The organism is Curtobacterium flaccumfaciens pv. betae, from assembly GCF_026241855.1.
GTDB lineage: Bacteria > Actinomycetota > Actinomycetes > Actinomycetales > Microbacteriaceae > Curtobacterium > Curtobacterium flaccumfaciens.
On record NZ_JAPJDC010000001.1, the window covers coordinates 1,318,197 to 1,343,293 of the forward strand.

The 25,097-nt window shown below is 68.0% G+C and carries 15 protein-coding genes and 3 rRNA genes; 14 read left to right on the forward strand and 4 right to left on the reverse strand.

Going from position 1 to position 25,097, the window contains the following annotated elements; all coding sequences use genetic code 11:
* Nucleotides 1-173: 173 nt before the first annotated feature.
* From ORG17_RS06245 to ORG17_RS06270, 6 genes are all read left to right on the forward strand, one after another.
* Nucleotides 174-1,695 (forward strand): 16S ribosomal RNA (locus ORG17_RS06245).
* Between the two features lie 426 nt (nucleotides 1,696-2,121).
* A 23S ribosomal RNA gene (locus ORG17_RS06250) occupies nucleotides 2,122-5,249 on the forward strand.
* A gap of 158 nt (nucleotides 5,250-5,407) precedes the next feature.
* Nucleotides 5,408-5,524 (forward strand): 5S ribosomal RNA (gene rrf, locus ORG17_RS06255).
* Together the 16S, 23S and 5S rRNA genes form the textbook arrangement of a ribosomal RNA operon.
* Before the next feature lie 127 nt (nucleotides 5,525-5,651).
* Complete coding sequence (locus tag ORG17_RS06260) at nucleotides 5,652-6,782, forward strand: ROK family transcriptional regulator (protein ID WP_214527646.1); 1,131 nt, start codon at nucleotides 5,652-5,654, stop codon at nucleotides 6,780-6,782.
* A 105-nt stretch (nucleotides 6,783-6,887) separates the two neighbouring features.
* Nucleotides 6,888-8,903 (forward strand): beta-galactosidase, encoded by a 2,016-nt coding sequence (locus ORG17_RS06265; RefSeq protein WP_214527645.1) that lies wholly within the window; start codon nucleotides 6,888-6,890, stop codon nucleotides 8,901-8,903.
* Nucleotides 8,900-11,071: an alpha-galactosidase gene (locus ORG17_RS06270; protein WP_301565251.1), complete on the forward strand. Its 2,172-nt coding sequence runs from the start codon at nucleotides 8,900-8,902 to the stop codon at nucleotides 11,069-11,071. The genes ORG17_RS06265 and ORG17_RS06270 overlap by 4 nt, the downstream gene beginning before the upstream one ends.
* A gap of 73 nt (nucleotides 11,072-11,144) precedes the next feature.
* On the opposite strand, the gene ORG17_RS06275 is transcribed toward ORG17_RS06270, so the two are convergent.
* Nucleotides 11,145-13,679 (reverse strand): glycoside hydrolase family 2 protein, encoded by a 2,535-nt coding sequence (locus tag ORG17_RS06275; RefSeq protein WP_214527644.1) that lies wholly within the window; start codon nucleotides 13,677-13,679, stop codon nucleotides 11,145-11,147.
* 116 nt (nucleotides 13,680-13,795) lie between these two features.
* On the opposite strand from ORG17_RS06275, the gene ORG17_RS06280 reads away from it, so the two are divergent.
* The 5 genes from ORG17_RS06280 to ORG17_RS06300 are packed head-to-tail and all read left to right on the forward strand — an operon-like array spanning nucleotide 13,796 to nucleotide 19,403.
* A complete protein-coding gene (locus tag ORG17_RS06280) occupies nucleotides 13,796-15,481 on the forward strand; it encodes an ABC transporter substrate-binding protein (protein WP_194622259.1) in 1,686 nt (561 codons plus the stop codon).
* A 34-nt stretch (nucleotides 15,482-15,515) separates the two neighbouring features.
* On the forward strand, nucleotides 15,516-16,505 hold the full coding sequence (locus ORG17_RS06285; RefSeq protein WP_071247140.1) for an ABC transporter permease: 990 nt from the start codon (nucleotides 15,516-15,518) through the stop codon (nucleotides 16,503-16,505).
* Between the two features lie 14 nt (nucleotides 16,506-16,519).
* A complete protein-coding gene (locus ORG17_RS06290; protein WP_084741308.1) occupies nucleotides 16,520-17,560 on the forward strand; it encodes an ABC transporter permease in 1,041 nt (346 codons plus the stop codon).
* Nucleotides 17,557-18,513: an ABC transporter ATP-binding protein gene (locus ORG17_RS06295; protein ID WP_051596654.1), complete on the forward strand. Its 957-nt coding sequence runs from the start codon at nucleotides 17,557-17,559 to the stop codon at nucleotides 18,511-18,513. Before ORG17_RS06290 ends, ORG17_RS06295 begins: the two co-directional genes overlap by 4 nt.
* A complete protein-coding gene (locus tag ORG17_RS06300; RefSeq protein WP_214527643.1) occupies nucleotides 18,510-19,403 on the forward strand; it encodes an ABC transporter ATP-binding protein in 894 nt (297 codons plus the stop codon). The genes ORG17_RS06295 and ORG17_RS06300 overlap by 4 nt, the downstream gene beginning before the upstream one ends.
* Before the next feature lie 515 nt (nucleotides 19,404-19,918).
* Here ORG17_RS06300 and ORG17_RS06305 read toward each other — a convergent pair.
* Complete coding sequence (locus ORG17_RS06305) at nucleotides 19,919-20,530, reverse strand: hypothetical protein (RefSeq protein WP_214527642.1); 612 nt, start codon at nucleotides 20,528-20,530, stop codon at nucleotides 19,919-19,921.
* Between ORG17_RS06305 and ORG17_RS06310 the strand changes: the two genes are divergently transcribed.
* The 3 genes from ORG17_RS06310 (at nucleotide 20,529) to ORG17_RS06320 (ending at nucleotide 23,236) form a co-directional block, all read left to right on the forward strand.
* A complete protein-coding gene (locus ORG17_RS06310) occupies nucleotides 20,529-21,509 on the forward strand; it encodes a glycoside hydrolase family 36 protein (protein ID WP_301565401.1) in 981 nt (326 codons plus the stop codon). The genes ORG17_RS06305 and ORG17_RS06310 overlap by 2 nt on opposite strands.
* Nucleotides 21,510-21,773: 264 nt before the next feature.
* Nucleotides 21,774-22,079, forward strand: a complete 306-nt coding sequence (locus ORG17_RS06315; RefSeq protein ID WP_111058151.1) for a hypothetical protein — start codon at nucleotides 21,774-21,776, stop codon at nucleotides 22,077-22,079.
* The gene (locus ORG17_RS06320; RefSeq protein ID WP_214527641.1) at nucleotides 22,037-23,236 is read left to right on the forward strand and encodes a hypothetical protein; all 1,200 of its coding nucleotides are present in this window, start codon (nucleotides 22,037-22,039) and stop codon (nucleotides 23,234-23,236) included. The genes ORG17_RS06315 and ORG17_RS06320 overlap by 43 nt, the downstream gene beginning before the upstream one ends.
* On the opposite strand, the gene ORG17_RS06325 is transcribed toward ORG17_RS06320, so the two are convergent.
* Nucleotides 23,237-23,869: a response regulator transcription factor gene (locus tag ORG17_RS06325; protein ID WP_214527640.1), complete on the reverse strand. Its 633-nt coding sequence runs from the start codon at nucleotides 23,867-23,869 to the stop codon at nucleotides 23,237-23,239.
* A complete protein-coding gene (locus ORG17_RS06330) occupies nucleotides 23,866-25,068 on the reverse strand; it encodes a sensor histidine kinase (RefSeq protein ID WP_214527639.1) in 1,203 nt (400 codons plus the stop codon). Before ORG17_RS06330 ends, ORG17_RS06325 begins: the two co-directional genes overlap by 4 nt.
* Nucleotides 25,069-25,097: the final 29 nt, after the last annotated feature.

The window sequence follows — 25,097 nt, forward strand, 5'->3', positions numbered from 1 at the left end:
TGAGAACTCAACAGCGTGCACATTGTCAATGCCAATTTATTGATTGACCTCGTGCCTGGTCGGATTGCTGACTGGGTCATGAAGCAATTCCTTTTGGATTGAAGATTGTCAGTAGACAGTCAACAGTCAGAATCAACTCGGTCTGATGCCTTCGGGTGTTGGGTCTGTAATTTTTTACGGAGAGTTTGATCCTGGCTCAGGACGAACGCTGGCGGCGTGCTTAACACATGCAAGTCGAACGATGATGCCCAGCTTGCTGGGTGGATTAGTGGCGAACGGGTGAGTAACACGTGAGTAACCTGCCCCTGACTCTGGGATAAGCGTTGGAAACGACGTCTAATACTGGATATGATCACTGGCCGCATGGTCTGGTGGTGGAAAGATTTTTTGGTTGGGGATGGACTCGCGGCCTATCAGCTTGTTGGTGAGGTAATGGCTCACCAAGGCGACGACGGGTAGCCGGCCTGAGAGGGTGACCGGCCACACTGGGACTGAGACACGGCCCAGACTCCTACGGGAGGCAGCAGTGGGGAATATTGCACAATGGGCGAAAGCCTGATGCAGCAACGCCGCGTGAGGGATGACGGCCTTCGGGTTGTAAACCTCTTTTAGTAGGGAAGAAGCGAAAGTGACGGTACCTGCAGAAAAAGCACCGGCTAACTACGTGCCAGCAGCCGCGGTAATACGTAGGGTGCAAGCGTTGTCCGGAATTATTGGGCGTAAAGAGCTCGTAGGCGGTTTGTCGCGTCTGCTGTGAAATCCCGAGGCTCAACCTCGGGCTTGCAGTGGGTACGGGCAGACTAGAGTGCGGTAGGGGAGATTGGAATTCCTGGTGTAGCGGTGGAATGCGCAGATATCAGGAGGAACACCGATGGCGAAGGCAGATCTCTGGGCCGTAACTGACGCTGAGGAGCGAAAGCATGGGGAGCGAACAGGATTAGATACCCTGGTAGTCCATGCCGTAAACGTTGGGCGCTAGATGTAGGGACCTTTCCACGGTTTCTGTGTCGTAGCTAACGCATTAAGCGCCCCGCCTGGGGAGTACGGCCGCAAGGCTAAAACTCAAAGGAATTGACGGGGGCCCGCACAAGCGGCGGAGCATGCGGATTAATTCGATGCAACGCGAAGAACCTTACCAAGGCTTGACATACACCGGAAACGGCCAGAGATGGTCGCCCCCTTGTGGTCGGTGTACAGGTGGTGCATGGTTGTCGTCAGCTCGTGTCGTGAGATGTTGGGTTAAGTCCCGCAACGAGCGCAACCCTCGTTCTATGTTGCCAGCGGGTTATGCCGGGGACTCATAGGAGACTGCCGGGGTCAACTCGGAGGAAGGTGGGGATGACGTCAAATCATCATGCCCCTTATGTCTTGGGCTTCACGCATGCTACAATGGCCGGTACAAAGGGCTGCGATACCGTAAGGTGGAGCGAATCCCAAAAAGCCGGTCTCAGTTCGGATTGAGGTCTGCAACTCGACCTCATGAAGTCGGAGTCGCTAGTAATCGCAGATCAGCAACGCTGCGGTGAATACGTTCCCGGGCCTTGTACACACCGCCCGTCAAGTCATGAAAGTCGGTAACACCCGAAGCCGGTGGCCTAACCCTTGTGGAAGGAGCCGTCGAAGGTGGGATCGGTGATTAGGACTAAGTCGTAACAAGGTAGCCGTACCGGAAGGTGCGGCTGGATCACCTCCTTTCTAAGGAGCATCTGGCCTCGTGTTGTCCCTTATCGGGGCACGCATGGTCCAGGCGCCTGATTCGGACCGAACGTGTCCGACGGGTAGCTCATGGGTGGAACATTGACAGTGCAGTTGGGAGTGATGCTTCCGACCTCAGTACGCTCTGCTTGCAGGGTTGGGACGGGTCGGGGTGGAGCGACTGGCTGGTGCACGTTGTTGGGTCCTGAGGGACCAGGCTTCCTGTCGTCACGTGAGTGGTGGTGGGGGTTGGGCCTACGGGTCCTTCGTCGGGCCAGGGTGAACCTACCGTTGTGGTGGGGGAGTGCTGGTGCCGATCGTATGTTGAGAACTACACAGTGGACGCGAGCATCTTTGATTCGCGTCATCCATGATCAGCCCTCGGGTTGTTGATTGGTGACGTTGGATCGCAATTTTAATCTTTGTGGTCAAGTTTCTAAGAGCAAACGGTGGATGCCTTGGCATCTGGAGCCGATGAAGGACGTAGAAATCTGCGATAAGCCTCGGGGAGCTGATAATCGAGCATCGATCCGAGGATTTCCGAATGGGGAAACCCCGCCAGGCGTTTTGCGACCTGGTGACTCCCGCCTGAATATATAGGGCGGGTAGAGGGAACGTGGGGAAGTGAAACATCTCAGTACCCACAGGAAGAGAAAACAACATGTGATTCCGTGAGTAGTGGCGAGCGAAAGCGGATGAGGCTAAACCGATCATGTGTGATAGCCGGCGGGCGTTGCATGGTCGGGGTTGTGGGACACGTCACTCAGTTCTGCCGGACTGGGACGGTTACAGCGCATCATAGTCGAACCGGTTTGAAAGCCGGGCCGTAGTGGGTGCCAGCCCCGTAGACGAAATGGTGTTATGGCCGGATGTGTATCCCAAGTAGCACGGGGCCCGAGAAATCCCGTGTGAATCTGTCAGGACCACCTGATAAGCCTAAATACTCCCAGATGACCGATAGCGGACAAGTACCGTGAGGGAAAGGTGAAAAGTACCCCGGGAGGGGAGTGAAATAGTACCTGAAACCGTTTGCTTACAAACCGTCGGAGCCTCCTTAGTAGGGGTGACGGCGTGCCTTTTGAAGAATGAGCCTGCGAGTTAGTGATATGTGGCGAGGTTAACCCGTGAGGGGCAGCCGTAGCGAAAGCGAGTCTGAATAGGGCGTTTGAGTCGCATGTTCTAGACCCGAAGCGAAGTGATCTATCCATGGCCAGGTTGAAGCGACGGTAAGACGTCGTGGAGGACCGAACCCACTTCAGTTGAAAATGGAGGGGATGAGCTGTGGATAGGGGTGAAAGGCCAATCAAACTTCGTGATAGCTGGTTCTCTCCGAAATGCATTTAGGTGCAGCGTTGCGTGTTTCTCGCCGGAGGTAGAGCTACTGGATGGCCGATGGGCCTCAACAGGTTACTGACGTCAGCCAAACTCCGAATGCCGGTGAGTGAGAGCGCAGCAGTGAGACGGTGGGGGATAAGCTTCATCGTCGAGAGGGAAACAACCCAGACTACCAACTAAGGTCCCTAAGCGTGTGCTAAGTGGGAAAGGATGTGGAGTTGCACAGACAACCAGGAGGTTGGCTTAGAAGCAGCCACCCTTGAAAGAGTGCGTAATAGCTCACTGGTCAAGTGATTCCGCGCCGACAATGTAACGGGGCTCAAGCACACCACCGAAGTTGTAGATTTCGCACTATAGACAAGCCTTCGTGGTTCAGTCGTGCGGAGTGGTAGGAGAGCGTCGTGTGGCGAGTGAAGCGGCGGAGTGATCCAGCCGTGGACGCTACACGAGTGAGAATGCAGGCATGAGTAGCGAAAGACGGGTGAGAAACCCGTCCTCCGAAAGACCAAGGGTTCCAGGGCCAGGTTAATCCGCCCTGGGTAAGTCGGGACCTAAGGCGAGGCCGACAGGCGTAGTCGATGGACAACGGGTTGATATTCCCGTACCGGCGAACAACCGCCCAAGCTAATCCAGTGGTGCTAAGAGTCCTAACCCGGTACAACCGGATCCCTTCGGGGTGATGGTGGCCGGTCTAACGCTCGACCCCATGCTGGTGCGGTTAGCGTATGAACAGGTGTGACGCAGGAAGGTAGCTGAGCCAGGCGATGGTATCCGTAAGGTGAACCTGGTGTAAGGATGTAGGGCTGACGATAGGCAAATCCGTCGTCTGTGTGCCTGAGATCCGACGCGTACCCGTAAGGGCAAATCAGTGATCCTATGCTGCCGAGAAAAGCATCGACGCGAGGTTGCAGCCGCCCGTACCCGAAACCGACTCAGGTGGTCAGGTAGAGAATACCAAGGAGATCGAGAGAATCGTGGTTAAGGAACTCGGCAAAATGCCCCCGTAACTTCGGGAGAAGGGGGGCCGGACACGTGACCGGATTTACTCCGTGAGCGTTGAAGGCCGCAGAGACCAGTGGGAAGCGACTGTTTACTAAAAACACAGGTCCGTGCGAAGTCGCAAGACGATGTATACGGACTGACGCCTGCCCGGTGCTGGAAGGTTAAGAGGAAGGGTTAGCCTTTGGGCGAAGCTCTGAATTTAAGCCCCAGTAAACGGCGGTGGTAACTATAACCATCCTAAGGTAGCGAAATTCCTTGTCGGGTAAGTTCCGACCTGCACGAATGGCGTAACGACTTCCCAGCTGTCTCAACCGCGAACTCGGCGAAATTGCACTACGAGTAAAGATGCTCGTTACGCGCAGCAGGACGGAAAGACCCCGTGACCTTTACTACAGTTTGGTATTGGTGTTCGGAGTGGCTTGTGTAGGATAGGTGGGAGACTGTGAAGCGGGCACGCTAGTGTTCGTGGAGTCATTGTTGAAATACCACTCTGGTCACTTTGGATGTCTAACGTAGGACCCTGATCGGGTTCATGGACAGTGCCTGATGGGTAGTTTAACTGGGGCGGTTGCCTCCCAAAGAGTAACGGAGGCGCCCAAAGGTTCCCTCAACCTGGTTGGCAATCAGGTGGCGAGTGTAAGTGCACAAGGGAGCTTGACTGTGAGACTGACAGGTCGAGCAGGGACGAAAGTCGGGACTAGTGATCCGGCAGTGGCTTGTGGAAGCGCTGTCGCTCAACGGATAAAAGGTACCTCGGGGATAACAGGCTGATCTTGCCCAAGAGTCCATATCGACGGCATGGTTTGGCACCTCGATGTCGGCTCGTCGCATCCTGGGGCTGGAGTAGGTCCCAAGGGTTGGGCTGTTCGCCCATTAAAGCGGTACGCGAGCTGGGTTTAGAACGTCGTGAGACAGTTCGGTCCCTATCCGCTGCGCGCGTTGGAAATTTGAGAAGATCTATCCCTAGTACGAGAGGACCGGGATGGACGAACCTCTGGTGTGTCAGTTGTTCTGCCAAGGGCACCGCTGATTAGCTACGTTCGGACCGGATAACCGCTGAAAGCATCTAAGCGGGAAGCCGTCTTCGAGATGAGATTTCCATGCACCTTGAGTGTGAGAGGCTCCCAGCAGACTACTGGGTTGATAGGCCGGATGTGGAAGCGGGGACTAACGACCCGTGGAGCTGACCGGTACTAATAAGCCGAAGACTTGATAACACACTGATTTCCGTGCACTTGTTGCACGGGCTCGCGTCCACTTTGTGGTTCCCGACAGACGATCGGGAATCGAAACTGAATACACCGCTCTGTCTTCTTCACGGAAGATAGCAGCTGGGACAGCTTTGAGACCAAATGCATGATCTGGTCGAAAGTGTTCCGGTGGTCATAGCGAGAGGGAAACGCCCGGTCACATTCCGAACCCGGAAGCTAAGCCTCTCAGCGCCGATGGTACTGCAAGGGGGACCTTGTGGGAGAGTAGGACGCCGCCGGACTTAACGTAGAAGAACCAGGGAACCCCTGACCATTCGTGGTCAGGGGTTTTCTGCGTTCACGGCCCGTTCTGGGTCCTTTTCGACGGGGACCGGTCAGGCCGTAGGATCAGCCGACGACGGAGGAACGATGACCGAAGCCTGGCCGGCCCTGCCCGACGGCTCCCGACTGGCTCTGCGGGAGATCCTCATCCACGGGGTGCTCTCCCGCGCCGAGATCGCTCGGTCACTCGGGCTCTCACGGGCGAGCCTCACGCGGGCGATGCGCATCCTCGTGTCACAGCGGCTGGTGGTCGAGGTCGGCACTGATGTGCGCGGCGCCACCGGCCGGCCGTCGGAGCTCCTGCAGGTGAGCAGCGGGCAGTGGGAGTTCCTCGGCATCAAGCTCACGAAGGACCGCCTGTACGCCGCGGTCACGGACCTGGGTGGACGGGTCCTCGCCCTGCACGAAGAAGGCATCGACGACACCGCCGCCGAGTCGCTCGCGGAGCAGATCACGGCGGTGCTCGGCCGACTCCGTGCTGCGCACCCGGCCATCTGCGCGATCGGCGTCTCGCTGCCCGGCGACGTCATGGTCCGCGCGGGGGAGTCCGTCGTCGCGGCGTCGGTGTTCCTCGGGTGGCACGAGGTGCCGTTCGCCCGGATGCTCGAGGAACGGACGGGCATCGCCACCTTCACGGCGAACGACGTCCACGCGCTCACGGCGAAGGAGCACTGGTTCGGTGCGGGTGCCGGCCGCGGGTCAATGGTGCTCGTGACGGTCGGCGAGGGACTGGGCCTCGGGCTCATCGCGAACGGGCAGGTCTCCACCGGGGAGCACGGGCGGCTGGGGCGGATCGGCCACCTTCCCGTCCTCGGAGGCGGTCCAGACTGTGGCCTCGGTCACGCCGGGTGTGCCTCGAGCTACCTGCCCAGCCCGGTCATCGTGCGGAACGCCGGCCACGAGGGGAAGACCTACGACCAGGTGGTCGAGCTCGCCCGGGACGGCGACGAGGCAGCCCTCGCTGCGTTCGAGGATGCGGGCCGCGCCCTCGGGGTCCTGCTCGCCACCGCGGTGCACATCGCCGACCCCGCAGCGATCGTGCTGACGGGCGACGGGCTGCCCGTGTACGACCTGGCGCGGGCGACCGTCGACGACGCGATGCGGGCCGCCCTGGCGCCGTACACCGAGCCGGTCACGGTGGAGGTACAGCCGTTCGAGTTCTCGGAGTGGGCACGAGCCGGGGCGGTGCTCGCCATCCGTCGGCTGCTGGGGGAGTGATCGGCCGAGAGAGCCGGTAGAGGTTTCGACGCGTTAGTTACACACGTTGACAAACGCGGACGCAGACGGGAGGCTTGAGCGGTCCACACCATCGAAGGAGATGCCGTGACCGCTGCCCCCACCGTCCCCTGGCCGACCGACGGCCTGTCGTTCGGCGGCGACTACAGCCCCGAGCAGTGGCCCCGGGAGACCTGGCTCGAGGACGTCCGACTGATGCGCGAGGCCGGGGTGAACCTGGTCACCGTCGGGGTGTTCTCGTGGACACTGCTCGAGCGGTCGCCGGGGGACTTCACGTGGGAGTGGCTCGACGACGTGCTCGCGCTGCTGCACGAGCACGGCATCGCGGTGGACCTCGCGACGCCGACCGCTGCCCCGCCGAACTGGCTGCTGACCGCACACCCGGAGATCCTGCCCGTGGACGCGACGGAGCGGCGGGAACGACCGGGTGGGCGACTCGGGTGGTGCCCGGCCTCCGAGCTGTTCCGGGAGCACGCGCTCCGCATGGTCGACGCGCTGGCCGAGCGGTACGGCCGACATCCGGCGGTGCGGCTCTGGCACGTGAGCAACGAGCTCGGCGGCGGCAACGGCCGGTGCTACTGCGAGGAGTCGGCAGCGGACTTCCGGCACTGGCTCGTCGCGAAGTACGGCGACGTCGAGGCCGCGAACGACGCGTGGGGCGCGGCCTTCTGGGGGCACACCTACAGCTCGTTCGACGATGTCTCGCCGCCGCGCGGTGTGGGCGGAGCGCCGAACCCCGGGCTCGCGCTGGACTTCGAGCGGTACTCGTCCGACGCGCTGCTCCGCCAGTACGACGCTGAGAAAGCCGTCATCGAGCAGCACTCGGACGTGCCGGTCACGACGAACTTCATGGTGGGTGCCGGGTCGCAGGTCGTCGACTACGCCGGCTGGGCCAAGCACGTGGCGATCGTCGCGAACGACCACTACACGCTCGTCGATGACGCCCGCCGCGAGCAGGACCTCGCGCTGGCCGGTGACCGGATGCGCGGGATGTCGGCGGACCGCCGTCCCTGGCTGCTCATGGAGCACTCGACGGGTGGCCCGAGCTGGCAGCAGCGCAACCGCGCCAAGGAACCGGCCGAGCTCGTCCGGAACGCCCTGGCGCACGTCGCGCACGGGTCGGACGGGGCGCTGTTCTTCCAGTGGCGGGCCTCCACCGCGGGCGCGGAGCAGTTCCACTCGGCGATGCTCCCGCACGCCGGCACCCGCACACGCATCTGGCGCGAGGTGCTCGCCCTCGGCCGGGCGCTGCAGGACCTCGCACCCGTGCAGGGCACCCGAGTCGAGCCGGCCCGGGTCGCGATCGTCGTGGACGAGGCCTCCGGGTGGGCCGTGCAGTCGGGGCTCAAGCCGCACCGGGGCCTGCGCTACGGCCGGGAGCTCCGCGCCTGGCACCGCGCGTTCCACGACCGGCAGGTGCTGACGGACGTGGTCCCCGCCGACGCCGACCTGGACGGCTACGACGTGGTCGTCGTGCCGATGATGCTCATCGTCGACGATGCGACCGCCGCGCGGTTGTCCGCCGTGGTGGACCGCGGCGCCACCCTGATCGTCACGTACCTGTCCGGCGTCGCCGACGAGACCGCGCGCATCCGCACCGGGGGCTACCCGGGAGCGTTCCGCCAGGTGCTCGGCGCCTGGAGCGAGGAGTTCACCCCGCTGCAGCGCGACGAACGCTGGACCCTCGACGACGGCGAGGTCGTCACCGACTGGGCCGAAGCGGTCGTGCTCGAGGACGCCGAGTCCGTGCTCCGGTACACCGACGGCCCGCTCGCGGGCCGGCCCGCCGTCACGCGCCGCGCCGTCGGCGGCGGCGCCTGGTACGTGTCCGCGATGCTCGCGGACGACAGCATCCAACGGCTCGTGGACGGGGTGATCGCGGAGCGGGGGATCCTGCGGACGGTCACCGGGCCTCCCGGCCTGGAGGCGGTGCGTCGCGTCGGCGACGACGGTTCCGCCTTCCTGTTCCTCGTCAACCACCGTGCTGACGACGTCACGGTCGTCGCGTCCGGGACGGACCTGCTCGACGGGTCCGGCCACGGGCCGGACACCGTCGTGCCGGCCGGACGCGTCCGCGTGCTGCGCGAGGAGCGGGTCTCGTGACCGTCGTGGAGCGCGAGTCGACAGCCGTCGGTGCAGGCGATCGACGGGTGCACGTGCTGCGATCAGCCGGGGTGTCGCTGGTGCTGGCCTCCGCGGCGGACGGGCTGCCCGAGGTGCTGCACTGGGGTCGGGACGTCGGGCCCGTCGCGCCGGACGACACGGCCGACCTGCTGCTCGCACTCGGCCGGCCGCTCGGACCGAGTGCGCTCGACGCGCGGTGGCCCCTCACGGTGCTGCCGACCGAGCGCGACGGGTGGGAGGGTCGACCGGGGATCGCGGGGCACGTGGACGGGCTGCCGCTCGTGCCGCGGTGGCGCGACGTCGCCACGGCGGTCGTCTCCGTCGCGGACGAACAGCGGATCGTCGTGACCGCCAAGTCGGACTCGGTGGCGCTCCGGAGCGAGTTCGCGCTCGACACCGCCGGGGTGCTGCGGGTGCGGCACACGGTGACGAACACGCACGCCGAACCCGTGCACGTGCAGGCGCTCGAGGCGACGCTGCCGGTGGGGGAGCGGATCACCGAGGTGCTCGACCTGGGCGGACGGTGGACCCGTGAGCGCACCCCGCAGCGCCGGGCCGCGACCGCCGGGAGCCACGCGCGCGAGAGCCGTCGCGGGCGGACCGGCCACGACTCGCCGACGTTGCTCGTGCTCGGGACGCCCGGGTTCTCGGATGCCGAGGGCGAGCTGTGGGCGGTGCACCTGGCCTGGAGCGCCGACTCGGTGTACCGGTACGACCAGCTCGCCGAGGCGCGACCGCTGCTCGGTGCCGGGGAACTGCTGCGCGCCGGCGAGGTCGTGCTCGGCGAGGGGGAGTCGTTCACCGCCCCCGACGCCGTGTTCGTGTGGAGCGACACCGGGATCGACGGGCTGTCCGACCGCCTGCACGACTCGTTGCGCAGTCGCCCGGGGCACCCGCGACGACCCCGGCCCGTGGTGCTGAACACGTGGGAGGCCGTCTACTACCGGCAGGAGCTCGAACCCCTGGTGGCACTGGCGGAGACGGCGGCGGACATCGGCGTCGAGCGGTTCGTGCTCGACGACGGGTGGTTCCTCGGCCGGCGGTCGGACTCGACCTCGCTCGGGGACTGGCGCGTCGACCCGACGGTGTGGCCGGACGGGCTGGCACCGCTCGTCGACCGGGTGCGTGCGCTCGGCATGGAGTTCGGGCTGTGGTTCGAGCCCGAGATGGTCAGCCCGGTGTCCGAGCTGGCGGAGGCCCACCCCGAGTGGATGCTGCAGCGTCCCGAGGACGACGTCCGCACGTGGCGGAACCAGTACGTGCTCGACATGGCGAACCCGCTGGCCCGGCACCACGTGCTCGAGAGCATGTCCCGCGTGATCGGTGCGCACCACGTCGACTTCGTGAAGTGGGACCAGAACCGGGACATCGTGCACGCGGTGCACGCGGGTCGCGCCGGCATCGACGCGCACACCCGCGGCGTGTACGCGCTGATGGACGAGCTGCGTGCGCGGCACCCGTGGCTCGAGATCGAGGCGTGCGCGAGCGGCGGTGCCCGGATCGACCTCGGCGTACTCGAGCGGACCGACCGGGTGTGGCCGTCGGACTCGAACGACGCCTTCGAGCGACTGCCGATCCAGCGCTGGACCGAGGCGCTGCTCCCGCTCGAGCTGATCGGTTCGCACGTCGGGCCGGAGGTCTCGCACACCACGGGCCGGCACCTCGACCTGGACTTCCGGATGGCGGTGTCGCTGTTCGGCTCGGCCGGCATCGAGACCGACATCACCAAGCTGTCACCCGAGGAGCTCGACCGGCTCCGGGCCTGGACGGCGCTGTACCGACGGGAGCGCGGGCTGCTGCACTCCGGGCGGCTGCGGCACCTGGACCTCGGGGACCCGGGGACGGTGGCGACGTCGGTCGTGGCCACCGACCGTTCGCGGGCGCTGGTGCGGGTGGCGCGGACGGAGACGGGGCCGAGGTCGTTGCCGGTGCCGCTCCGGGTGCGCGGACTCGACCGGTCGCGGCGCTACCGGCTCGCCCCGGTGGCCGGGCTCGCCGTGCCGCACGGGCTCGACATGGTGCCGCCGGAGTGGCTCGTGCGCGGGCACCTGGAACTGACCGGCGCCGTGCTCGAGGACGTCGGCGCACGGCTCCCGCTGCTCGCCCCCGCGACCGCGATCGTGCTGGAGCTCCGCGCGCTCGACTGAGCACGTTCGACCGACGGTTCCGGTTCGCGAACCCGGGGGATCGTGAACCGGAACCGTCAGCGCGACGCCCCGGTCAGGGCAGGAGCGAACCCGCGTGTCGGAGGACGAGCGGGTGGTCGAGCTCCTGTGCAGCGATGCCCGGCGCTCCCGTCACCGTGAAGGTCACCGACTCGCCGGGGAGCAGGGACACCAACCCGTCGTCGACGCGGGCGGCCGCATCCACGCGGTCGGGGAACAGCGAGACGTCGCGCGCGTACGCCGTCGCCGTCACGGTGACCGTCGCGCCGTCGTCCGTCGCCGACACGACCGTGGACAGGGGCGAGGGCTCGAGTGCCTGGTCGACGACCTCGGCGAAGTCGTGCACCGTGCGGGTGCCGGCTCCCGTGACGACGAGGACCTCGGAACCGGGGTCGCCCGGTACCGCGAGCGACGACGGCAGCTGCACCCGGGCGGCATCGGCGGGGTCGGCCGCGAGCGTGAACAACGACGACTCGAGCACGGTGCCGTCGAAGGCGACGCGGGAGACCGTGACCTCGTCGGCAACCGACGCCCCGGACGCGTTGACGAGGACGACGTCGAGCCCACCCTGGCCGCCGGACGACGGCTGCACGGTGAGCAGCACGGGCTGGTAGGCCTGCCGGACGGCGTACCAGACGGGCTTCCGGATGCCGGCGTGGTCGACGAGGGCCCAGGACACCACGGGCCAGTCGTCGTTGAGCTGCCAGACGACCATGCCGGTGTTGTCGGGCGTGCGGGAGCGGAACCACTCCATGCCGAAGCGGATCGCGTGCGCCTGGTTGAGCTGCGCGGCGAAGTGCCAGTCCTCGATGCTCGTCGGCGACGGCAGGTGCCCGCGCATGCCGTCGGCGAGCTTCCGGTTGCCCTGGTCGGCCTTCTGGTGCACGAGCATCTCGTGGCCGTCCGGGTCGAGGGGCTCGTCGTGCACCACCGCGGTCAGGGTCGACCACGCCGGCGGGCCCTGGAACCCGAACTCGGCGACGAACCGCGGCTCCCAGTCGGCGTAGGCGCGGTAGTCGAGGCGGTTCCAGACGTCCCAGATGTGCACGCTTCCGTTCCGCTGGTCGTTCGGCGTCAGGTACTCGTCGAACGAGAACGGGCTGCCCGGCGTGTACGGCCGGGTCGGGTCCAGCTCGGCGACGACCGACGGCAGCAGGGAACGGTAGTAGCCGTTGCCCCAGGTCCGGCCGACGAGCGACGGCCGCCAGCCCCACTCGGCGTAGGCGACGAGGTTCTCGTTGTTGCCGTTCCACACCACGAGCGACGGGTGCGGGCTGAGGCGGGTGACGGCCTCGCGGACCTCGGGCTCGACCTCGTCGGCGAGCCAGGGCTCCTCGGCGTAGGCGGCACAGGCGAACAGGAAGTCCTGCCACACCAGGACGCCGAGCTCGTCGCACCGGTCGTACAGGTCGTCGGACTCGTAGATGCCGCCGCCCCAGATGCGGAGCAGGTTCATGTTCGCGTCGATCGCGTCCTGGATCCGGTCCGCGTACCGCTCGGGTGTCATCTCGGTCAGGTAGGCGTGGTCGGGGATCCAGTTCGCCCCGCGCACCATGACCGGACGGCCGTTGACGCGGAGCAGGAACGGTGCCCCGCCGGCGTCGGCAGCGGTGTCGAGCGTGACGGTGCGGAAGCCCACGCGGCCGGTCCACAGGTCGTCGCCGACCTCGACCCGGACGTCGTACAGCGGCTGGTCGCCCTCGCCGCGGGGCCACCAGACGGCGACGTCGGGGACCTCGAGGCGGACGGTCGCCGCGCCGTCGACGACGGGGCGCGCGCCGACCACCCGGCCGGCGGTGTCGGAGCCCGGGTGCCCTGCGGACGCGGGGTGCGGGGCCAGGGTGATCCGGGCCTCCGGGCCGCTGCCCGCGGAACCGTCCGCGGACGCGACGGGCGCGCTGCCGATCGCCTGCGAGAAGGAGCCGGTGGAGCCGGCGTGCTCGACGTCGACGTGGGACGTCAGCACCCCGGTGGTGCCGTCGAGGTCGACGAGCGGGCGGACGGCCGCGATGCGGACGCCGCTCCAGGACTCGATGCCGATCGACTTCCAGACGCCGCTCGTGGCGACGTCGACGCCCCAGTCCCACCCGAAGTTCGACGCGTTCTTGCGCAGCGCGTTGTAGGGGTGGTGGTTGACGTGGGGCAGCTCGCCGCCGTGCAGTGCGGACAGACGCTCGGCTGCGGGGACGGGCGCGTCGAACGTGACGACGAGCTCGTTCGTGCCCGGTCGGAGCAGGTGCCCGACGGGGAACCGGTACGAGCGGTGCTGGTTGGCGGTGGTCGCGACGACGATGCCGTTGAGCTCGATCGTGGCGAGGGTGTCGAGGCCCTCGGCGACGAGGTCGTGGCGGGTCTCGTCCGGCGCGGTCCACTCGAACGTGCGGCGGTAGCGCCAGACGGTGTCGCCGATCCACTGGGTGGCGGCCTCGCCGTCGCCGTCGAACGGGTCGGGGATCCGGCCGGCCCGCAGCAGGTCGGTGTGCACGCAGCCGGGGACCTGCGCCTCGACCGGTTCGCGGTGCTCCGCCGACTGCTCGGGCCCGGTCACCGCCTCGAGGGTCCACGTGCCGTCCAGGGTGGTCCGCTCCATTGCGTCTCCTCATCGTTACGGGGCCGTGACCCGACCCCTTGACCGCCTTAGTTTACGCGTGTAACAATCACGCTCACAACGTGGACCCTGCGACGACGCAGACCGAGAGGACAACGATGTTCAACCCAACCCGTTCACGGCTCGCCATCGGCGGCGCCGTTCTCCTCGCAGCCGGCCTCGCGCTCAGCGGCTGCAGCTCCAGCGGCACCGCCAGCACGAACGACGCCGCTGCCTCGACCCTGGTGGCGTACACCGGCCAGTCCGGCGACTACCAGATCAACTTCAACCCGTGGTCGCCGTCCAACATCGGCGGCGTCGGCACGATCTACGAGTCGCTCTTCTTCATCACCAACGTCAACACGAAGGACCCGAAGCCGCTGCTCGGCAAGTCCTACGAGTGGAACGACGACGGCACGCAGCTCACCATCACGCTGCGCGACGGGGCCACCTGGAGCGACGGCGAGCCCTTCACCTCGAAGGACGTCGTGTTCACGCTCGACATGCTCAAGAAGCAGAAGGCCCTGAACTCGATCGGCTACGACGGCACCGCGAAGGCCGACGGCGACGACAAGGTGGTCGTCTCGTTCGACAAGCCGTCGTTCGTGCTCGGCCCGAACCTGCTCGGCAAGACCTGGATCGTGCCCGAGCACCTGTGGAAGGACATCGACCCGACCACCGACGTCGTGCGTGAGCCCGTCGGCACCGGCCCGTACACGCTCGGCACCTTCAAGGCGCAGGCGTTCACCCTCGAGGCGAACAAGAAGTACTGGGACGGCGCCCCGGCCGTGAAGACCATCCGCTACCTGTCGCTCTCCGGCAACACCGCCGGCGCCGACGCACTGAAGCAGGGGTCGATCGACTGGCAGACCGGCCCGGTGCCGAACATGGACGACATCCCCGCCAACTACAACGGCTACGACGGCATCACCGTCGGCCAGAACCAGATGGCCCTGCTGACCTGCTCGAACACCGACCTGGGGTGCGCCGGCCCGCAGACCGACCCGGCGGTCCGCCACGCGATCGCCGACGCCATCAACCGCAAGCAGCTCAACTCGCTGGCGTTCGAGAACACCGCGAGCGAGATCTCGCCGACCTTCGCGCTCACCACGACGCAGAAGGACACCATCTCGAAGGACATCGAGCCGGCCGTGATGCCGGAGACCGCCGACACCGACGCGGCCGCCTCGACCCTCGAGGACGCCGGGTGGAAGAAGGGCTCCGACGGCATCTACGCCAAGGACGGCAAGAAGCTGTCCCTGACGGTCGAGGTCGTCACCGGGTGGACCGACTACATCACCGCGATCGACACGATGACGCAGCAGCTCAAGGCCGCGGGCATCGAGCTCAAGGCGCAGCAGTCGTCGTGGAACGAGTGGACCGACAAGAAGACCAAGGGCAACTTCGAGCTCGCGATCGACTCGCTCGGCCAGGGCCCGACGGCGAACCCGTACTACCTGTACAACAACTACTTCACGACGGCCAACACCGCGAAGGTCGGTGAAGCGGCCCCGATGAACATCTCGCGGTACAGCAACCCCGACGTCGACAAGGCCATCGCGAAGCTCGCCACGATCAACCCCGAGGACACCGCGGCGACCCAGCCCGAGCTCGACACGATTCAGGAGCACATCGTCGAGGACCTGCCCTACATCCCCGTGATGACGGGCGGCACGACGAGTGAGTTCCACGCGGCGAAGTTCACCGGCTGGCCGACGAAGGACGACCTGTACGCGTTCCCGGCGGTCTGGGCGAGCCCGGACAACGCCGAGATCTTCAAGGCGCTCAAGCCGGCGAAGGGCTGACACCGATGGGATCGCGACCGAGGGGCACTCGACGATGACCTACTTCCTGCGCAAGATCGGCTTCTACGTCGTCGCACTGTGGGCGGCCCTGACGCTGAACTTCATCATCCCCAGGCTCCTGCCCGGCAACCCGGTGGACATCCTGCTCGCCAAGCTCCAGCAGCGCGGCGGGCAGGTGACCCCGGCGACCCGGGAGGCGTACGAGCTGCTCCTCGGTGGCGATTCCTCGGAGCCGCTCATCTCCCAGTACGGCCACTACCTGGTCAACGTGTTCCGCGGTGACCTCGGCGTGTCCGTCAGTTACTTCCCGGCACCCGTCACCGAGGTGATCGGCAGTTCGCTGCCGTGGACCATCGCCCTGGTCGGGATCGCCACCATCGTGGCCGCGATCATCGGCGTCGGCCTCGGGGCCTTCGTCGGGTGGCGGCCCGGCACCTGGCTCGACTCGTTCGTGCCGGCCACCACCCTGCTCGCCGCGGTGCCGTACTTCTGGCTCGCGCTGATCCTGGTGTACTTCTTCGCCACCGGGCTCCACCTGTTCCCGGCGCAGGGCGGCTACGACGTCATCCTGACGCCCGGGTTCAACTGGGACTTCATCGTCTCGGCGGTGCAGTACGGGGTGCTGCCGGCGGTGACGATCGTGCTCGCGTCGCTCGGCGGCTGGTTGCTCGGCATGCGCAACATGATGGTGTCGACGCTGTCCGAGGACTACATCACCACCGCGCAGGCGAAGGGCCTGTCCGACGGCAAGATCCTGCGGAACTACGCCGCCCGGAACGCCGTGCTGCCGTCCGTCGCCGGGTTCGCGATCTCCCTCGGGTTCATCGTGTCCGGCTCCGTCGTCACCGAGCAGGTGTTCTCGTACCCGGGCATCGGGTCGAAGCTGCTGTCCGCCGTGACGAACAACGACTACGCGCTCATGCAGGGCATCTTCCTGTTCATCACCCTGGCGGTCCTCGGCGCGAACCTCGTCGTCGACTTGCTGTACGGACTGATCGACCCGCGCACGCGGGCCCGGAGCTAGGGGAGGAGACGACCATGACCAACATCCAGCAGGAGACCGAGCCCACCATCGGCGCGCTGACCGAGGAGGCCGACAGCACCACGTCGATCGCCACCCGGCGCGCGTCGAAGGGCGGCATCCGCAGGTTCCTCCCGACCCTCACCCCGTGGCTCGTCACGGGCATCGCGCTCGTCGCCGGCGTCACGCTGTTCGGGGTGATCGGACCACTGCTCGTCGGCGACCCGACCACCATCCGCGACACCGGGCTGCAGGGACCGAGCGGCTCGAACGTCCTCGGCACCACCCAGACCGGTCAGGACGTCCTGGCGCAGCTCGCCTTCGCCACCCGGGGCAGCCTGCAGATCGGGCTCATCGTCGGCGTCCTCGCCACGGTGCTGTCCGCGTTCTTCGGCATCCTCGGTGCATACCTGGGCGGGATCATGGACGAGGCGTTCTCGCTGTTCTCGAACGTGTTCCTCGTCATCCCCGGCCTGCCGCTCGTCATCGTCATCTCCGGCCTGGTGCCGCGTGAGGCCCGCGGGCTCTGGACCATCGCGGTCGTCCTGGCGATCACGTCGTGGGCCGGGTCCGCCCGGGTGCTGCGGGCGCAGACGATGTCGATCCGCAACCGCGATTACGTGTCCGCCGCCCGGGTCGCCGGCGAACGGCCCTGGCGGGTCATCGCCGTCGAGATCCTGCCGAACCTGCTGCCGGTGCTCGCGTCGCAGTTCGTGTTCGCGGTGATCGCTGCGATCCTCGGGGAGGCGGGGCTGTCGTTCCTCGGGCTCGGGGCGTCGAACTCCTCGACGCTCGGCACGATGCTCTTCTACGCCCAGAACGGCTTCGCGCTGGCGAACGGCGCCTGGTGGTGGTTCGTGCCGCCGGGCCTGCTCATCGCCCTGCTCGGCATGGGCCTGTCCCTGGTGAACTTCTCGATCGACGAGGTCATCAACCCGCGACTCGCGAACGTGCGTGCGCAGCGACGGCGCGACCGTCGTGCGAAGCGAGCGGCCCGCTCGGGAGGCCCGACCCGCGTCGCCACCGCCGGTCACGACACGAAGGGGGTCGCCCGATGAGCGCCACCGACACCGCACGACCGGTCACCTCCGACGCCACCGGCGACGGCCGCCGACCGGCCGTGCTGACCATCGACCACCTCGACGTCGTCTACGAGACCGAGCACCCCGTGCACGCCGTCAAGGACGTCTCGCTCACCCTGGCGCCCGGCGAGATCCTCGGACTCGCGGGGGAGTCGGGCTGCGGCAAGACGACCCTGGCGTACGCCATCACCCGGCTGCACCGGCCGCCGGCGAAGGTCACGTCGGGCAGCATCACGTTCCACGACCGCGACGGCACCGACGTCGACCTGCTCGGCCTGCCGCACGAGCAGCTCCGGGCCGTGCGGTGGTCGAAGCTGTCGATGGTGTTCCAGGGGGCGATGAACGCGCTCAACCCGGTCACCACGATCCGCGCCCAGCTCGACGACGCCCTGGTCGAACACCGCAAGGGCCTGCCCCGCAAGGAACGACGGGCCATCGCCGAGGACGCCCTGCGCCGCGTCGGCGTCGACCCGTCCCGCATCACCGCGTACCCGCACGAACTGTCGGGCGGCATGCGGCAGCGCGTGATGATCGCGATGGCGATGCTGCTCGAACCGCAGATCATGATCATGGACGAACCGACCACCGCGCTCGACGTCGTGGTGCAGCGGGAGATCCTGCGCGAGATCGTCCGACTGCGCGACGAGCTCGGGTTCGCCGTCGTGTTCATCACCCACGACCTGCCGCTGCTGCTCGAGATCAGCGACCGGATCGCGATCATGCTCCGCGGCGAGGTCGTCGAGTGCGATCGCGCCAGCGTGATCCAGCACGACCCGCAGCACCCGTACACGCGGAAGCTGCTGCAGTCGTTCCCGAGCCTGTCCGGAGCCCGCGGCGCATTCATCCGCACCGGGGTCGAGGACGGCGCCGAACCCGAGACCGACACCCGGGCCGTCGTGGTCCAGGCAGCACAGGAGACGGACCGATGACCAGTGTGACCGTCAGCCACCTCGGCAAGGACTTCCACAGCCGCAAGGGCCTGAAGCGCACCACGCTGCGGGCCGTCGACGACGTGTCGTTCGACCTGCTGCCCGGCCGGACCGTCGCGCTCGTGGGGGAGTCCGGCTCGGGCAAGTCCACCATCGCGCGGATGCTCGCCAAGCTCGAGACCAGAACGCGTGGCTCGATCGACGTGCGGCTCGAGGACGGCACCCCCGTCGAGGGCAGCATGTACCGGCGGCACGTGCAGATGGTGTTCCAGGACCCGTTCGCCTCGCTCAACCCGTTCCACTCGATCGAGCACCACATCGCCCGGCCGCTGCAGCTGCACCACCGGGCCCGCGGCGCCGACGAGACCGCCGACAAGGTACGGGAACTGCTCGGCCGGGTGAACCTCGACGAGGACTTCGCGTCGCGGCGGCCGCACGAGCTCTCCGGCGGACAGCGGCAGCGCGTCGCCATCGCCCGTGCACTCGCCCCCGGCGCCCAGGTGCTCATCGCCGACGAACCCGTGTCGATGCTCGACGTCTCGATCCGCCTGAGCGTGCTCAACCTGCTCGGCCGGCTGCAGCGCGAGGACGAGCTCGCCGTGCTCTACATCACGCACGACCTGGCGACCGCGCGGCACTTCTCCGACGAGATCCTCGTGCTCTACCGCGGCCGGGTCGTCGAGCGGGGTCCGTCGGACGCCGTCATCCTCGACCCGCACCACGACTACACCCGGCTGCTCGCCGAGGCCGCCCCCGACCCGGAGCGCACCGAGCGCCGGATCACCGCGGGGCCGCCGCTCGACCGGACGAAGATCGACAACACCACCTGCTACGACCACACGGTCGGGGACTGGGTGTCGAGCGAGCCCGCACCGGTCGGGGCGCGATGAGCAACGGGCCGACGTTCGTCGACTGGGTCACCGACGGGTTCGTGGCACGGTTCCGGGTCCACCCCGATCAGCCTGTCGCCCTGGTGTCGTTCGTGACCGGGGGCAGAGCGCTCGCCGACGGGCCGGACGACCCGCAGCCACTCGTGGAGCTGACGACGATCGGGCACGGGCGGTTCCCGGGCGGGTTCCGGCACGTGGACTCCACGATCGGGGCGCGACTGCGCCCCGTGTCGCACCACGTGCACGACGACGGGACCGACCTGTGGTTCCGGATCGTGCAGGCGGACGCGGCCACGGGCCTCCAGGCCGAGTCGGTGTTCCGGGCGCGCGACGGCGTGCCCGTGTTCCAGACGTGGACCGAGGTGTCCGCCGAGCACGGCGAGCACGTCGTCGACTTCGTCTCGTCGTTCGCGACCGGGGCGTTCCTGGCCGACTCGGGCGCCACCGTCGACGAGCTCGCCCTCGTGCACGCCGACAACGACTGGGCAGCGGAGAGCCGTTGGCGGACCGATCCGCTACGTGACATCGGGCTCGCAGCGATCGACCGGGAGGCCCAGCACCACCCGCCCCGCAGCCGCGCCGTCGTGCAGAACCGCGGCTCGTGGTCGACCGGTGAAGCGCTGCCGATCGGGGTGCTGCGGGGGGAGGACGCTGTGTCGCTTCCGTACGCGCTCGTCTGGCAGGTCGAGCACAACGGGCCGTGGCTGTACGAGCTCGGGGAGACCCGGCGGCACGCGTACCTGCTGCTGAGCGGCCCCACCGACCAGGAACACCAGTGGACCACCGTCGTCACACCCGAGCAGCCGTTCACCTCGGTGCCGGTGTCCGTCGGCATCGCCGCGTCGATCGACGACGCCTTCGGGGTGCTCACCCGGCAGCGTCGGGCGTTCCGGCACGTGCGGGAGGCCGACCGTGCCCTGCCCCTGGTGTTCAACGACTACATGAACACCCTCATGGGCGACCCGACCACCGAGAAGCTCCTGCCGCTCATCGACGCGGCAGCCGACGCCGGAGCGGACCTGTTCTGCATCGACGCCGGCTGGTACGCCGAGGGGGCACTGGTGGGACACCGTCGGAGCGTGGGAGGAAGCGGCGTCGCGGTTCCCGACGGGGCTCGGCACCGTCATCGACCACATCCGTGCGCGCGGCATGCAGGCCGGCCTCTGGCTCGAACCCGAGGTCATCGGCATCCACTCGCCGCTGGCTTCGACCCTGCCGCCGTCCGCGTTCGTCGAGCACCACGGGGTCCGGGTCGCGGAGCACGGGCGGCACCTGCTCGACCTGCGCTCGCCGGAGGCCCGCGCGCACCTCGACGCGGTGGTCGACCGGCTCGTCGGGGAGCTCGGGGTGACGTTCTTCAAGATGGACAACAACACGATGACCGGGCCGTTCGCCGGGATGCTCGACCACCAGCGGGCGCTGCTCGACTGGCTCGACGCGGTGCAGGAGCGGTACCCGGCACTGCTCATCGAGAACTGCGCCTCGGGAGCGATGCGCGCCGACTGGGCCGTGTTGTCCCGCCTGCACATGCAGTCGACGTCGGACCAGCAGGACCCGGTGTTGTCCGCCACGATCGCCGCCGCCGCTCCCGCCGCGATGCTGCCCGAGCAGGCGGGGAACTGGGCGTACCCGGCGCCGACGATGGACCCGGAGCTGTTCACGCTGTCGCTCGTGAACGGGGTGCTCGGGCGGATGTACCTGTCCGGGTACCTCAACGAGATGACGTCGTCGCAGCGGGCGGTGGTCGGTGACGCCATCGCGGCACACCGGCAGGTCCTCGACGTCGTCGAGGGGTCCGTCCCGGTCTGGCCCCTCGGGCTGCCCGCCTGGGAGGACCCGTGGGTCGCGCTCGGTCTGCACACCGCCTCGGGCGACCTGTACCTGTCGGTGTGGTCGCTACCCGGTGCGCCGGCGTCGGTGTCGTTGCCGCTGCCGGCGTGCGCCGGGCAGGCGGTGGTCGTCGAGCCGCTGTTCCCGACGGCACTCGGGTCGTGGTCCTTGGCGTGGGACGCCGCTTCGGGCTCGCTCGAGGTCGCGAACGGCGGATCGACCCCCACAGCGCGGGTGCTCCGCGTCCGGTTGCAGGAGGCGGACGCGGGGGCCTGAGCGGGCGCGCGTCGCGATGGCAGGGCGCGCGCCGGAGCGGACGGGAGGCACGGTGCGGGCAGGCACCGTGCCTCCCGTTTCGTCGGTGGTCGCGTCCACGGCGCGGGGCACGCGGGTTCGTGTCCGCGCGGTGACGGTTCCGGTTCGGGATCCTCGGGGATCGTGAACCAGAACCGTCAGGAGCGCCGCAGGACGGGATCCCCGCTCGTGCACAGCGCCGTAGGATCAGAGCAGGGGAGTTGCGGAGAACCGGGGGAGTCGAGCGTGAGTGCACCGATCTGGCTGATCGCGATCGGCGGGGTGTTCGTCGTCCTCGGCGGACTGGCGTACGCCGGACTCTGGCGGTCGTGGATGCGACGCAGCACGCCGGCGATGCCCTTCGGCTTGTTCTGGCTCGGGCTGGCGCTCGCCTGCGAGGGCGTCGCGGCGTTCTGCTTCAACGGGCCTGTGGTGCTCGCCCTCGTCCTGATGGTGGCGTTCGTGCTGTGCGGCGTGCTCGGGATGTGGTTGCTGTTCGGCGGGGCTCGGTGGGCGACACCGCGGTGGTCGCGACGGGCGGCTCGCCGATGACCCGGCACGTGCCGTGGGACCCCTGGCCTGACGTCCGCTGGGATGCACTGGCCATCGTCGACGGTCTCGTGTTCGAGGTGCCGGAAGGGTGGACGGCCCGTCCGGTCGAACCGGGCATCCGGCTTGAGCGCGACGACCACGCGGTGTCCATCGACGTGCGGTCCTTCTCCGGTGATCCGACGGCGGAGGTCGTCCGGCGACTCCGGGACCGACCGGACGCCCTGGTCCTCGAATCCACGGACGACCGGGTCCTCGTCGCCCTGCCCGAACCGGACGACGTCGTCATCCGTGAGCTCCGGATCCTCCGCGATGTCCGGGTCCGGGTGGCGGTCGAGTGCTCGGCCCGTGACTGGCCTGGAGCCGCCGCGGTCGTCGACGGGCTGCTCGACTCGCGGTGGCGCCGTCCCCTCGACGAGCCGTCGACCGGGAACCGCGCGCTCGCCGCAGCCGCCGGCCCGGGTGCGACCCTTCCGTGGCGCACTCCCGTCGGAGTGCTCGACCAGCTGGTGCGATTCCGGGAGCGCGGCATGGTGCCGGCAGCGGCGCGACGCTCGGGGACCGGGGTCGCCGCGCGAGAGCTCGGGTTCGTCGGGCGTTTCGGTGGCCTCACCGACAAGGGCCACGAACTCGTCGGCCCGGTGGTCGATCACGATGCGCTCCTCGTCGTCGAGTCGAGTGACCCCGCGAGCGACGCTCCGCCACTGCGCTGGGCGTGCTGGATGCAGGGCCAGAAGTGCGTCGTGCGTGCCGGCCACGAGGACGGTTCGGAGTCGCTCGGTGTCGTTCGTCCAGGATCCCTCGTGGCACACCTGCTCCGGTGGCTCGACGTCGACCCCGTCGAATCGGTCGGCTCCGGTGAGCCGGTCACGATCACGACGGCGCAGTACGAGGACCGTTCCGGCCCCTGCCCGAGCGACGTCGCGTGGTTCCGGCGTGCCTGGACGGAACCTCGGTGGCGGTCCGTGAACGGCTGGAGCCACCAGGCCGGGAAGGGAGTCCACGGGCTGTTCGTACCGGGTGTTGGTGCGCTGACGAGGGAGAGCGGTGACGGAACGATCACCCTGCGTCCGGAGCGCACCGCGGTGGTCGTTCGGGGTGCTGTCGAGGGAGTGAACGCGTTCGTTGGTCTCACCGACGGCGCCCGGCAGCAGCGCTGATCAGGGGAGGAGCTGGAGCTCCATCGCCCGGGTCACCGCACGGGTGCGGTCGTTCACGCCGAGCTTCTCGAAGACGTGGCCGAGGTGCGTCTTCACCGTGGCCTCGCTGAGGAACAGCGCGCGGCCGATCGCCGGGTTGCTGTTGCCCTGGGCGACGAGGCGCAGGACGTCGAGCTCACGCGGGGTCAGCGACGGGCCGGCGGCGGCGGGGAGCGCGCCTGTCGCTCGGCGGACGAGCGCTGCGGCCGCGGAGGGCGCGAGTGCGGTCTCGCCCCGTGCGGTCGCCCGGACGCCGGCGAGGATCTCGGACTCCGGGGCGGCCTTGAGCAGGTAGCCGGTGGCGCCGGCCTCGATGGCCGCGAGGATCTGGTCGTCGGACTCGTACGTGGTCAGGATCAGGACGCGGACGCCGGGGTCGGCGGCGAGGATCTGCGCCGTCGCCGCATCGCCGTCGAGCACGGGCATCCGGAGGTCCATGAGCACGACGTCGGGGCGTTCGGCCAGTGCCACGGTCACCGCGGCGCGGCCGTCACTGGCCTGGCCGACGACCTCGACGTCGTCGGCGTCCTGCAGCAGGGCCACGATGCCCGACCGGACGATCGGGTGGTCGTCTGCGACCACGACGCGGATCACCGGGTCACCTCCGCCACGGGGTGACGATCGACGGCCGGGAGGCTCGGCTCGGGTCCGGTGGGCAGGCTCGCGTCGACGACGGTGCCGCCGCCAGGGCTGCTCGTGATCGTGCAGGCACCGCCGGAGAGCGCCAACCGTTCGTGGAGGCCCCGGAGACCGTGCCCGGCTGTCGGGACGCCGGTGTCGAACCCGACGCCGTCGTCGGTCACGCGGACGCCGACCCGTTCGGGCGCGTGCTGCAGGACGATGCGGACGGAGCCGGCGTCGGCGTGCGCACGGATGTTCGCGAGGGACTCCTGGACGACCCGGAGCAGCACGACCTGGGCGTCGCGGTCGAGCGGGCCGTCGGTCGCGTCGACGGCGACGGGCGTGCCGGTCTCGCGGGTGTAGCGCTCCGCCAGACGGTGCAGGGCCCCGGCCAGGCTGCCGCTCGTGGCACCGGCGACCCCGGCGGCGATGAGGGCGCAGGAATCCTCGAGGGCGGCACGCGCGGACTCTTCGAGGACCGCCAGTCGTTCGTCGAGCGCGGCACCGCGGTCGTTCGCCAGGTCCTTGCGGGCACGTTCGGTGAGCATGACGATGCCGGCGAGGTTCTGCGCGACGGTGTCGTGGATCTCGCGGGCCAGGCGCTCCCGTTCGCTCGCGACGCCCGCGCTGCGGTGCGCATCGGCGAGGGACTGCTGGGTGGCGCGGAGTTCGTCGAGGAGCTGGCGGCGCTCCTCGGACAGGCCGGCGACGCTCGAGATCCACACCCCCATCGCGCAGGCACCGATGACGCTGATGCCCTCGATGAGCGCGGTGCTGACGAGGGCGTCCTGGCCGCCGGAGACCTGCAGGCCGATGCCGCTCGCGACGCCGACCGCGACCGAGAGCAGGACGGCGGTGCGGACCCGTTCGGACTGCACCCAGACGAGCGGGAACGCGATGCACTGCACGAACGCGGTGCTCGGCACGATGGCGGGCAGCACCAGGGCGGCGACGAGGACCAGCGGCAGGAAGGCCGCGGCGGCACGGGGGCTGTCGTAGCCGCGGTGGCCGAACACGGCGTAGGCGACGACGAGCACCACGACCGCGGTGTAGGCGGGCCAGCGGATCGACAACGGGGACCACCCGAACACGGTGATCACGGCGGTGAGGAGCATCGTGGCCGCGAAGAAGACGTGCAACCACTGGTTGCGCATCCACGTCTCACCGCTCATGTGCCCAGCATCCCACCAGCGGGGCGCCA

Coding starts and splice junctions, on each gene's coding strand:
- ORG17_RS06285 (WP_071247140.1), top strand. CDS start 15,516: ATGACCTACTTCCTGCGCAAGATCGGCTTCTACGTCGTCGCACTGTGG.
- ORG17_RS06300 (WP_214527643.1), top strand. CDS start 18,510: ATGACCAGTGTGACCGTCAGCCACCTCGGCAAGGACTTCCACAGCCGC.
- ORG17_RS06275 (WP_214527644.1), bottom strand. CDS start 13,679: ATGGAGCGGACCACCCTGGACGGCACGTGGACCCTCGAGGCGGTGACC.
- ORG17_RS06280 (WP_194622259.1), top strand. CDS start 13,796: ATGTTCAACCCAACCCGTTCACGGCTCGCCATCGGCGGCGCCGTTCTC.
- ORG17_RS06330 (WP_214527639.1), bottom strand. CDS start 25,068: ATGAGCGGTGAGACGTGGATGCGCAACCAGTGGTTGCACGTCTTCTTC.
- ORG17_RS06290 (WP_084741308.1), top strand. CDS start 16,520: ATGACCAACATCCAGCAGGAGACCGAGCCCACCATCGGCGCGCTGACC.
- ORG17_RS06295 (WP_051596654.1), top strand. CDS start 17,557: ATGAGCGCCACCGACACCGCACGACCGGTCACCTCCGACGCCACCGGC.
- ORG17_RS06305 (WP_214527642.1), bottom strand. CDS start 20,530: ATGACGGTGCCGAGCCCCGTCGGGAACCGCGACGCCGCTTCCTCCCAC.
- ORG17_RS06260 (WP_214527646.1), top strand. CDS start 5,652: ATGACCGAAGCCTGGCCGGCCCTGCCCGACGGCTCCCGACTGGCTCTG.